Genomic DNA, 10,178 nt, shown 5'->3' on the forward strand with positions numbered 1-10,178 from the left:
GTCAAACTGGCGCTGCGCCGAGTCCGCGGGGCCGATGAAGGCGGGGCGGCGGCGCCCGGCGGCGGCGAGATGGTCGGCGGCGATCCGCCCGCCGGCGTCATTGTCGCTGCGCATCCAGTGGAAGGGATCGCCCGGGCTGCCCCAGCAGACGAAGTCGAGCCCCGAGGCCTGCGCGTCGGCGAAATAGTCCCAGGCGGCATCGTTGCTGGTGGTGCCGATGACGATCATTGCGTCGGCGAGCCCCGAGGCGACGAAGTCGGCGCGGAAATTGGCGGGGCTTTCCTGGAAGCTGACGAGCAGGTTGAAGCGGCGCGCCGACGTCGCTTCGGCAATGCTGCCGAGCAAAGCGAAATAGAAGGGGTTGATTGCGCTGCGATCCTCGCCGGGGCGGCAGATGGTGACGAGCGCGATCGTCTCGCTGCTTTTCAGGCGCAGGCTGGAGGCGTGGCGGTCGACGACATAGCCGAGCTCGCGCGCGGCGGCCGAGACGCGGGCGCGGGTTTCGGCATTGACCCCGGGGCTGCCCCGCAGCGCCCGCGACACGGTCGATTGCGACACGCCCGCGCGCTCGGCGACGTCGAACGATGTCGGGCGCAGCATTTTTCCGGTCATTTCGGCCTCTTCCCCTCTGCCGCGTCTGTCGCGCGGGCGGCGGGCGCTGTCAATCGGCGAGCGGCCAGCGGCGGGCTCGGACCCAGTCGACGAGGCGGACGTCGCCGGGCGAGTCGGCGTGGATGCGTGCGCGCAGACCGTCGTCGAGCGTGACGCGGCGTTCGAGAACCTCGCCCTGCGAGGGGTGCGAGGCGGGGAGCTCGATCGACTGGCCGGCGGCGCGATAATGGTTCCAGTCGGCGGGGATGCCCATCGCGGCCGACAGGAAGTCGAGGCCCTCGTTCCAGCGATCGGTGGTGGTCGCGAACCAGCAGAGGCCGATCAGGCGCTGCGCCATCGCGAGCTGCTGATCGGGGTCGGCGGGGAGGTCGGCGCCATAGAGGCGCTGCGCGAAGAAGCGCACCATATAGTCCGACTGCTCGAGGCGGTACCAATCGTCATACCATCGGTCGAAGTCGTCGGGGGCGAAGCCGCGGCTCCAGCGGAAATTATAGAGCGAGACGCAGCGTTCGGCGGGGTCGCGGACGACGGTGAAATAGCGCGGCTCGCGATCGCCGGGGACGAGGCGGTGGATGCCGTAATCGAGCTGGTGCCCGGCGAGGACTTCGGCGCGCGCGCGCGCCTCGGGCGGGCGATCCTCAAATTCTGGCCGGCCGTGTTCCTCGCGGTAGCGGCGACCCCAGTTGGAAAATTCGACGAGTTGTTCGTCCATCGTGAAATGGCGCTCGAGATGCGCCTTCAGCGTCGTGCCGCCGCATTTGGGGACGTGGAGGAATATCCACAGCGGATGGCGTGCGCCGGTCATGCGCCGATCCTGTCGTAACCCAAGCCGTCGAGCAAGGCGCGATGGTCGTCGAAGATATGATTGAGATCAGCGAGTTGCGCCGCGTCCAGCCGCGCGATCTGGTCGGCGTTCATGTCGCGCAGCGGCTCGTGATACCGGCCCTTGACCGGGCGTGCGCTTCCGAGGTCAAGGTCGGCAAAGGCCGGGACGAGCGCGGCGATGCGGCCGGCGACCGCGGCGGGGGTGCGGCACATCTCCTCATAGGAGAAGAAGGTCGCGCGGCTGCCGAGCATCGTCCGGTTCGCCTGCTGCGCGGCGAGCGCGGCGACGATGTGGCGCGCGGCGGTGGTCGCGAGGCTCTCGCCGGGGGCGACCGGTCCGGCCGCGGCGCCGCGACGGAGGATGCCTTCGGCGACGGCATAGGGATTGCGCACCATGAGAAGGAAGGCGGCGTCGGCGAAGGCGGCGGCGAGACGATCGGCGATGAGCAGGAAGGGCGGCGCGGCGGCGACGAGCGTATCGGCGTCGGCCTGGGCGGCGCGGGCTTGGAAATGCCAAGCGCGGCGCGTGCGGTCCCAGTCATAGGCGCCGGCATCGCGGAAGGCCGCGATCGCGGCCGGGGTCGCCGCCCACAGCAGCCTGGTGCCGGTGCCGCGCGAGCTGGGGCCGTGGAAGCCCGCGACATGCTGGCCCTCGCGCGGCAGCGACCAGGCGCGCGCGCAGCCGGCGAGCGCGGCGGCGAGGAAGGTCGAGCCGCTGTTGTTGGGGGCGAGCAGGAAAAGATAGCGCGCGATCGCGCCCTCGCCGCCGACCATCATGGCCGCGTCCGCAGCCAGTCGGCGCGCGCCGCGGCCCAGAGGCGGACGGCAGCAGGAAATTCGGGATCGCGCGCGATCGCGGCGGCGTGGCGGTCGGGGCGCCAGGGCTTGGCGGCGCCGTTGAAGTGGAGGACGTGCGCCTCGGCGAGCGCGACGGGTTCGCGCGCGAAGCTCGCCGCGCGGTGGCCGATCATCAGGTTCCACGTCGTGCCGACGAGATGGACGCGGTCGCGCAGCAACAGGTTCCACACCGCCTGGTCGGTGTGCTGCGAGGCGATCTTGGACCAATTTTCGGGATCGAGCAGCGGCCACATCGCGTCGGCGCGCGCGGGATCGGGCGCGTAGAGAAGGAGGCCGGCGTTGAAGCTGGCCTGGGGGTCGCCGGTCGCCGCGACCTCGGCGAGCGTGTCGGCGTCGCGGACGTTGCCGCGCAGCATCGCGGCGTCGGGTGCGGCGACAAGCGGCGCGTCGATCGCCAGCAGCGGCGCGAGGTCGCCGCGAAACAGCAGGTCGCTGTCGGCGAAGAGCAATGTGCCGGGTGCATCGAGGAGCAGCGTTTCGAGGCTGAGGAACCGGTCGCGGCGGTTCGCGAGATGCGGGTGCGCGGCGGTGAGCCTGTCGATCGCGGCATCAAGGCGCGGGCTGGCGGTGCGGCACGATAGCCGCGGGAAGGCGGCGGCGAGCGCGGCCTGATCGGTGTCGGTCAGCCGGCTGTGGAGCACGAGGACGTCGCCGGCGAACCAGGGGTTGGTGGCGAGGAAGCTCGCCAGCATCACTTCGGTGCCGATGCGGAAATCGGGCGAACTGACGGTGACCAGGGTGGATATCGGCGTGGAGACGCTCATGCGACGTCCGCCGGGTCGTAGCCGAACAGCGCGAAGTCGCGCGCATAGCGGGCGCGGATGAGGTCGGCGAGTTCGGCGTCGAGCGCGGCGCCGCGCGTTTCGGGCGAGACATTGACCGCCTCGAGCGGCGCGAGCGGGGCGCCGAGCGCCGCCGACAGCCGGTCCATCTCTGCCGCGAGATTTTCGTGGCGGAGGAGCAGGCTGGTACGGATCGCGCCCGCTTCGTCGCAGACGAACTCATGCTGCGGGCGGAGCAGGATATGGCCTGCACGCGCGGGGTCGGTGAGCGCCGCCTTCATCGTGCCGAGCGGGTCGCGTTCCATCGCGTCGCTGCCGCGCCAGGCGAAGCGCGCGAAGGACAGGAAACGGTCGAAGGGCGAGCGTATGACCGCGAAGCTGGTGAGGCGGTCCCACTGGCCGGGGAGCAGGAAGGGCTCGACGTCGAGGAAGGCGAGATGGCCATGGCCGATCGCCGCGAGCGGCCGGACCGGGAAATAGCGCTTGTCGAACAGGGTGCATTGTTCCCAGTCGTTCGCCGCGAGCAGAGGCCGCAGCACGGTGCGCAGCGCGTGGCCGGCGGTCTTCGGAATCGCGATGAAGGCGAAGCTGCGGCTGAACGACAGGATCATGGCTTGTCGAGGAACTGGAGCGCGAGGCGCAGCGCGGGGTCGCGGCCCGAGCCGGTGCGCCGCGCGCGCTCGACGCGTTTGCGAAGCCGCGCCATGTCGATGTAGCGCGCGCGGTCGGGCGCGGGGTCGCCGGCGAGGATGCGCTCGCCGATCAGCACCATCGTCTCGCCGAGCGCCTGTTCGATCCAGGCGACGCGCAGCGGTTCGGTCTTGCTGTTGTTGAGGCGGACGACGTCGGGGAGCAGCCCGTCGCAGGCCTGCTTGATCAGCCAGCGCCGCATCGCGCCGCGGCGGAACATCCGCGGCGGCAGCGTATAGATGAATTCGATCAGGCGGCGGTCGAGCAAGGGAAAACGATAGTCGATGCCGTGGGTCGCACCGCTGATCGCCCAATCCTCGAGCCGCCCGGTCGTCGAGCTGTAGCGGAGCAGGGCGTGCTGGGTGCGACGGACGCCGAATTCGCGGATCGTCTTTATCGGGAGCAGGCGCGTGCGGCGGAAGAAATCGGGGTCGACCAGACTGTGCCCCGAAAGCCGGCGCCAGCGCATCGGCATTTGCGGGCGGAAGGTGCGGACGGTGCGGCGTGCGGCATGATAGATGGTGCGCAGCCCTGCCCGGACCCCGGGGCGCCCGGCGTCGCGATAGAGCGTGACCCAGCGGCCGGTGGCGAAGAGCCAGGGGTGGTAGCCGCGGCCGTTGAAGGACGCGGCCTCGTCGCCGCCCCAGCCCGACAGGATGACTTCGGCGCCGCGGCGCGCGGCGTCGCGCTGGATCGCCGATTCGTGGAACAGGTTGCGGATGTCGGGACCGCGCGTCCAGTCCTGCGCGAACAGCGCCGCCATCTCGTCGGTCGAGAGCGTGGGGGCGAAGAGTTGGAGGTCGAGCCGGGCGCGGATCGCCTCGCTCCAGCCCGGTTCGGTGTCGGGATCGGCGTCGGGGTCGACGAGGTGCCAGCTGTAGCCCGGCGGATCGGCGAGGCCGCGCTCGCGCAGCATCGGGGTCGCGACTGCGGCGATGAGCGAGCTGTCGAGCCCGCCGCTGAGATGCACCGCGAAATGCGAGGCGTCGGCGATGCGGTCAGCGACCGCCTGGTCGACGAGGGCGCGGTAGCGCGCGATGGTCGCGGCGTCGTCGGCGCGCGCGTCGACCTTGATCGCCTCGGGATTCCACCAGCGATCGAGGCGCGCCTTGCCGTTCGCGAGATGCAGGCGGTGCCCGGCCTCGAGGCGGCGGACGGCGCGGTGAAAGCTGCGGTCCATCGGTTCGAACTTACGGTGGATGAGGATCGAGGCGACGAAATCATCGTCGAGGTCGTCGGGCACGCCGGGGAGCGCGAGCAGCGCAGCGGGGTCGCTCGCTGCGGCGAGGCGGTCGTCGGTCAGCGCGTAGAAGATAGGGCGGGCGCCGACATGGTCGCGCGCGACGAAGCCGGTGCCGCTGGCCGGTTCGTGCAATACAAAGGCATAATCGCCATAGAGGTGGAGCGGGCAGTCGGCGCCCCAGCGGCGCCAGGCAGCGGCAATGAGCGCGGCGGCGGGCGCACCCGCGGGCGGCGCGAGGTCGCCGAGCGCGGCGCGCAATTCGCCCTGGCCGTCGATCCGCGCATCGGCGACGACGATCAGGTCCGGTTCGACATGGAGGGCGGCGGCAGCGGGCAGACGGGTTGCGGTGGCAAGCGCGCCGAAGGTCGCGGAGGCGAGGCGGTCGGCGACCGCGTCCGGACCGAGCGCGGCGAGGGTCGCGGCTTTGTCGCCGCCGGACGGATCGGCGAAGTCGGTGCGATGAATGATAGCGGAAAAGCGATGCACGGCCGGTATGGGATCCCCTCAGGACGCGGATGCGTGGACGTCGGTCGTGCCGCCACCGCCGGGCGGCGTCAAGCGCGAGACGATGGCATGCGGATCGCGCGCACGGTCACATAAAAACAGTTTGGCCCCGCGAGGCGGGGCCAAATCAGTCTTTCATCTTTCAACGCGTGAAGCGGATCAGGATGCGTCGTAGAAAATATCGTCGAGGGGCGGGTTGGGCTGGAAGCCGCCGGCGCCGCCACGGGTATGGGCGGCCGGCACGGCCGAGCGAAGTTCCGGCTTTTTCCAATTCTTGCGCGGCGCGTTGTTTTCAACGGTCTTGGTCATTTAAACCCCTCTTATTCGGATTCTGGTCCCACCAATCGCCTGCGGATGCTGTTTTCCGGCGGGCGATTTACGGTAACAGGATGTGACAAAACACCCTGTCAGTCAAGGTAAACGGGCCGTCAACCAATGACTTAGGCGGTTTGCAGCGTGACGAGTCCCTTGCCCGCAAGTTCTTCGATGAATCCAATGGTTTCGCTGCGGCAGACATCGGCGTCGACGGCATATTCCGCGACCAGCGATTCGCAGATGGTGTCGAGCGTCGCGGGCGATTCGAGCAAAGCCCAGATCCGTCCCCCGACAGAATCGACGTCGAAATAATTGCCGCTGTCGATGTCCATCATCATCAGCCCGTCGTCGAAGTCGTTGAACAGGATCGACGGATTGCGCGTGATCAAGCTGTTGCCGGTAATCGCGGCTGTCATATCCTACCCCCCTAAAATCCCTCGATTGCGATAGCGAGCACGGCTGCCATGCGTCAAGTCATTGAGGCGGGCAGATAATCGAGCGCGGCCATCCGATCCCGATGATCGGCCGTGATGCGCGCCACCTGATCACCGGTCAGCGCGGCGCGCCAGTCGCCGGCGCGGCCGGCGCGGAAGAAATTGGGCATGTTGGGCGGCTTTTCCGAAAAACCCTCGGCCGCCTCGTGCTCGCGCAGCCGCTCGAAGCTGCTCGCGGCGACCGCGGCGGCGATCTGGCCGGGGCTCGCCGCGATCCCGGCGGTGGCGGCGACGCGTGCGAGCGCAGCGGCGGGATCGGCGATCATATCCTCGTAGCGCAGCAGGCAGAGCGGGATCGCCCGCTGCTGCGTCCAGCCCGCGACATGGTCGCTCCAATGCCCGAGATGGACGGGCAGGAAGTCGCTGATCCGGTCGGGCCACAGGTTGAGCATCGTGCCGGGGTCGGCCATGCGCGCGATCATCGTGTCCACGGGATGCTGGCTGTGGTGCGCGAAGGACAGCACGACGTCGAGCGGATTGCGCACGAGGTAGATGGCGGCGCGGCTGGCATCGGCCGGGAAGAGCGCGGTGCCGTCCGCGCCGCACGCATATTGGTCGTGCGTCTTGACGAAAAAGGGGGCGGCCTTCTCATCCGCCATCTGGCGGTGGAGCAGGGCGCGATAGGGCAGGAGTTCGGCGGGCTTCATCTCGGCCGAGGAGATGGCGCAGGCGTCGTCGAGCGCGTGGCGGTCGCCGCCCTCGGGCGTCCCGGCGAGCGCGTTGACGCTGAAATCCTCGCCCGGTTCGGCGAGCAAATGGGTGAGCATCGCGCGCAGCCAGGTGTTGCCCGACTTGGGATAGGAGGCGAGCCAGACGATCGAGCCGGGCATGGCGCGCTATCGCGCCGGCTGAAGCGCTGAGGCGAGGCCGAAATGATCGATCACGGCGCCTGCCATCATCGCCGGGGTGGCGCCGATCGCGGGGCGCCCGATCGCGACCATCTCGACCGACTGGGCGAGGCGCACGACGGCGTCGAACCCCCAGGGCTGGAGGCCGAGGCCGCGGAGGAACTTCTTGCGGTGGACATAGCGCGCGAGCGCCTCGACCCGGTTGCCCATCGGCACCTCGCGCGTCGTGACGTCGCCGCCGCCATGCGCCTGGAGCAGCACGACCGCGCGCACCGGCATCGGTTCGGCGCGGAAGCGGTCGACCCCGATATAATATTTCTCGATATCCTCGCGGACCTGGACCTTGTCCTCGTCGTCGCGGTCGAGCAGCGACAGGCTGTCGGTCCACAGCCGCATCGCGGGAAAAGCCGGGATCGCGGTCGCGCCGCCGGCATCGACTATGACCCCGGTGACGTCGTCGGCGAGCATCGTGCAGCCCGCCGCCATCAACCCGCCGAGCAAGGTCGACTTGCCCGCGCCCGAGCGCCCGATGACGAGGATCGCGCCGTCGTCGCCGGCGATCGAACAGGCGTGCATCGGCAGGATATGCCGCTGCATCAGCAGCGCCGACATGCCGGTGCCGAGGATGATCGAGACGAGCGCGGCGTCGGTCGCCGCGCCCTCGCGGTCGACGGTGATCGTGGTGCCGCCCGCGATCAGCAGGCGGCCGATGCCGAAGGCATGGAACAGGATCTCGCCCGGTTCGGCGCGCCAGTTGCGGAAATGCATCGCCTCGGCCAGCCGGTCGTCGGCGATCGGCCCCAGCCGGATGTCGATGTCGACCGGCGCGGCGGGATCGCCCGGCAGGAGGTGCGGCAGCGCGAGGTCGGACCGCAGCGCCAACCCGTAGTGGCGGTAATAATAGCCGTCGGTCATGCGCTGGTCGCGGTTTCGGCCCCGGCCCCCGGCGCCGGGTCGGCGGCGCGGTCGAACACTTCGAAGATGAAATGGATGCGGTCGGCGTCGCCCTCGTTCACCCCGCCGTGCGAGGCGATATTATTGACCTCCCACGCATGGCCGGGCGCGAGATGGTGGCGGTTCGGGCCGCTGAGGAAAAAGGCGCCCGGGTTGGTGACGAGCGGCACGTGGATCTTGTGCGTGCGCAGGTTCGACCCGGCGCCGTCGCGGTGGAGGTCGATCTTGTGCCCCGCCTGGAGCCGCGCGAGCATCGCTTTCGGAAAGGCGGGATCGGCGAAGCCATAGGGGCGGATCGCGGCGTCCATGATCGGCTGGAGCAGCGGGCGCCAGACCGTCCACGCCGGGGTATCGTAAAAATCCTCGGGCTGGCGATTGCCCGGGGTGAAGCGGAAGATGATGTGGCGCGTGTGGTGGAAAACCTCGAAGTCATTTTCCTTGCGCGCGTCTTCCTGCCCCCAGGTGCGATCCGAAATCGCCGCGACGCGCGCGATCAGCGCCGATGCATCGACGGGGCCGAGGTCGCGGACATTGGCAGGCTTGGTGACGATGACGGCCATGGAAGTAGAAAATGCCCCCGCAATTGCCGGGTCGTTCTGGCGTGCGTTGCGCCTCGCGACAAGGGTAAAGTCGCCCCCTTTTTCGCTTTGGCGCCCAGATGCTTCGCCCGGCCGGGCCGCATTGAACCTTTGTCCCACGCTGGCTAAGGTCGGCGCGTTGCGGGGGAGTGTTTTGGATGGCGGATCAGGATCAGGGGACGATGACCGGCGGCGAAGCGGCGGTGCCGTCGTTCGCCGCGCTGGTCGCGCCGCTGAGCGTCGAGGAATTCGTCGCGCGATACTGGAACCGCGAATTTCGTGCCTGGCCCGGGCGGGCGGGACGTTTTGCCGCGCTGATCGGCTGGGACGAGATCAACCATATATTGGCGACGCAGCGGATCGAGCCGCCGCGCCTGCAACTGGTGAAGACGGGGAAGACGGTCGCCGCCGACAATTTCATCGATATGTCGGGGCCGAACCGTCGCATCGACGCCGGCGCGGTCACCGCGCAACTGGCGCAGGGCGCGACGATGGTGCTGAGCTTCGTCGACGAGATGGTGCCGCGCATCGGCGCGCTGGCCGACCGGATGGTCGAGGCGCTCGGCGCGCGATGCAACGTCAATCTTTACGCCGGCTGGCGTGCCGACCATGGTTTCGACCTGCATTGGGACCATCATGACGTCATCATCCTGCAGGTCGCGGGGCGCAAGCATTGGCGCGTCGAGCGCCCGACGCGCGACCATCCGGCGCGCGGCGAGATCGTGCCGCCGCCCGGCGCGGACGACGTCCCGGTCTTTGACGCGATAGTGGAAGAGGGCGCGATCCTCTATATCCCGCGCGGCTGGTGGCATGTCGCGACCCCGGTCGAGGAACCGAGCCTGCACCTGACGATCGCGCTGTCGCCGCCGACAGGGCAGGATTATCTGCGCTGGCTGGTCGACAAGGCGGTCGCCGAGCCGTTGTTCCGCCGCGACTGGCCGGCGGCGAACGGTGCCGAGGCGAGCGCCGGTTTTTGGCGCGAACTGGGCGACGCCATGGCGGCGCTGCACGCCGCGCATCCCCCCGAAGCCTTTCTGGCCGAGCAGCGCGCCGAGCGGTCCGCGCGCCCGGTCTTCACCCTGCCGCATTTCGCGGCGGGCAAGATGGCGCGGATCGGCGGCGGCAGCCGGCTGCGCCCCGCGAGCAAGCGTGGTTTCGCCGCGGTGCATGACGCGGTGAGCGGCGACCATGGGATCGAGGCCGGGGGGCGGTTATTCCCGTGCAGCACGGCGGTGGGCGCGGCGGTCGGACGACTGTCGAGCGACCGCGACGTCCCGTTCGACGCATTGGCCATGGGGCTGGACGATGGCGCGCGGCGCGAACTCGAACAATTGCTGATCCGGCTCAATGCGGCCGGTTTCCTCTTCGTCGACCTGGGCAGATGACCGGGAGGATCGCCCTGGCGCGGCGCAAGCTGGCGAGCGCGTGGCGGCTTGGCGGGCGGCGCGTGCTGCTGGTCGCCGAGGCGAGCCTGT

12 protein-coding genes are annotated in these 10,178 nt (G+C 69.5%); 1 reads left to right on the forward strand and 11 read right to left on the reverse strand.

Annotated elements, in window-relative coordinates; translation table 11 throughout:
• From B1A78_RS17885 to B1A78_RS17930, 11 genes are all read right to left on the reverse strand, one after another.
• Nucleotides 1-612: LacI family DNA-binding transcriptional regulator (locus tag B1A78_RS17885; protein WP_144037892.1), on the reverse strand; the 612-nt coding region annotated here is incomplete at its 3' end.
• Nucleotides 613-661: 49 nt separating this feature from the next.
• Nucleotides 662-1,417: a sulfotransferase family 2 domain-containing protein gene (locus tag B1A78_RS17890; RefSeq protein ID WP_077148266.1), complete on the reverse strand. Its 756-nt coding sequence runs from the start codon at nt 1,415-1,417 to the stop codon at nt 662-664.
• Nucleotides 1,414-2,214, reverse strand: a complete 801-nt coding sequence (locus B1A78_RS17895) for a sulfotransferase (RefSeq protein WP_083734285.1) — start codon at nt 2,212-2,214, stop codon at nt 1,414-1,416. The genes B1A78_RS17890 and B1A78_RS17895 overlap by 4 nt, the downstream gene beginning before the upstream one ends.
• Nucleotides 2,211-3,059, reverse strand: coding sequence for a glycosyltransferase (locus B1A78_RS17900; protein WP_077148268.1), 849 nt, complete (start codon nt 3,057-3,059; stop codon nt 2,211-2,213). Before B1A78_RS17900 ends, B1A78_RS17895 begins: the two co-directional genes overlap by 4 nt.
• Nucleotides 3,056-3,688, reverse strand: a complete 633-nt coding sequence (locus tag B1A78_RS17905) for a hypothetical protein (protein WP_077148269.1) — start codon at nt 3,686-3,688, stop codon at nt 3,056-3,058. The genes B1A78_RS17900 and B1A78_RS17905 overlap by 4 nt, the downstream gene beginning before the upstream one ends.
• Nucleotides 3,685-5,496, reverse strand: coding sequence for an asparagine synthetase B (locus B1A78_RS17910; RefSeq protein WP_077148270.1), 1,812 nt, complete (start codon nt 5,494-5,496; stop codon nt 3,685-3,687). The genes B1A78_RS17905 and B1A78_RS17910 overlap by 4 nt, the downstream gene beginning before the upstream one ends.
• 177 nt (nt 5,497-5,673) lie before the next feature.
• Nucleotides 5,674-5,823 (reverse strand): hypothetical protein, encoded by a 150-nt coding sequence (locus B1A78_RS22780; RefSeq protein ID WP_179102085.1) that lies wholly within the window; start codon nt 5,821-5,823, stop codon nt 5,674-5,676.
• A 131-nt stretch (nt 5,824-5,954) separates the two neighbouring features.
• Entirely contained in the window at nt 5,955-6,245 is a 291-nt protein-coding gene (locus tag B1A78_RS17915) for a PqqD family peptide modification chaperone (RefSeq protein ID WP_077148271.1), read from the reverse strand.
• A gap of 53 nt (nt 6,246-6,298) precedes the next feature.
• Complete coding sequence (locus B1A78_RS17920) at nt 6,299-7,153, reverse strand: sulfotransferase domain-containing protein (RefSeq protein WP_077148272.1); 855 nt, start codon at nt 7,151-7,153, stop codon at nt 6,299-6,301.
• Nucleotides 7,154-7,159: 6 nt separating this feature from the next.
• Entirely contained in the window at nt 7,160-8,086 is a 927-nt protein-coding gene (locus B1A78_RS17925; protein WP_077148273.1) for a hypothetical protein, read from the reverse strand.
• Nucleotides 8,083-8,685 carry an aspartyl/asparaginyl beta-hydroxylase domain-containing protein gene (locus tag B1A78_RS17930; RefSeq protein ID WP_077148274.1) on the reverse strand — a complete coding sequence of 201 codons (603 nt, stop codon included), beginning with the start codon at nt 8,683-8,685 and terminating at the stop codon, nt 8,083-8,085. Before B1A78_RS17930 ends, B1A78_RS17925 begins: the two co-directional genes overlap by 4 nt.
• A gap of 176 nt (nt 8,686-8,861) precedes the next feature.
• Between B1A78_RS17930 and B1A78_RS17935 the strand changes: the two genes are divergently transcribed.
• Nucleotides 8,862-10,088, forward strand: coding sequence for a cupin domain-containing protein (locus tag B1A78_RS17935; protein WP_077148275.1), 1,227 nt, complete (start codon nt 8,862-8,864; stop codon nt 10,086-10,088).
• The last annotated feature ends 90 nt before the right edge of the window (nt 10,089-10,178 follow it).

The sequence above is a fragment of the Sphingopyxis sp. KK2 genome (assembly GCF_001990265.1).
Taxonomy (GTDB): domain Bacteria; phylum Pseudomonadota; class Alphaproteobacteria; order Sphingomonadales; family Sphingomonadaceae; genus Sphingopyxis.

Bases quoted from the DNA above. Each gene is read 5' to 3' on its own strand.
- B1A78_RS17890 (WP_077148266.1), bottom strand. From the start codon at position 1,417: ATGACCGGCGCACGCCATCCGCTGTGGATATTCCTCCACGTCCCCAAA.
- B1A78_RS17895 (WP_083734285.1), bottom strand. From the start codon at position 2,214: ATGATGGTCGGCGGCGAGGGCGCGATCGCGCGCTATCTTTTCCTGCTC.
- B1A78_RS17900 (WP_077148268.1), bottom strand. From the start codon at position 3,059: ATGAGCGTCTCCACGCCGATATCCACCCTGGTCACCGTCAGTTCGCCC.
- B1A78_RS17905 (WP_077148269.1), bottom strand. From the start codon at position 3,688: ATGATCCTGTCGTTCAGCCGCAGCTTCGCCTTCATCGCGATTCCGAAG.
- B1A78_RS22780 (WP_179102085.1), bottom strand. From the start codon at position 5,823: ATGACCAAGACCGTTGAAAACAACGCGCCGCGCAAGAATTGGAAAAAG.
- B1A78_RS17915 (WP_077148271.1), bottom strand. From the start codon at position 6,245: ATGACAGCCGCGATTACCGGCAACAGCTTGATCACGCGCAATCCGTCG.
- B1A78_RS17920 (WP_077148272.1), bottom strand. From the start codon at position 7,153: ATGCCCGGCTCGATCGTCTGGCTCGCCTCCTATCCCAAGTCGGGCAAC.
- B1A78_RS17925 (WP_077148273.1), bottom strand. From the start codon at position 8,086: ATGACCGACGGCTATTATTACCGCCACTACGGGTTGGCGCTGCGGTCC.
- B1A78_RS17930 (WP_077148274.1), bottom strand. From the start codon at position 8,685: ATGGCCGTCATCGTCACCAAGCCTGCCAATGTCCGCGACCTCGGCCCC.
- B1A78_RS17935 (WP_077148275.1), top strand. From the start codon at position 8,862: ATGGCGGATCAGGATCAGGGGACGATGACCGGCGGCGAAGCGGCGGTG.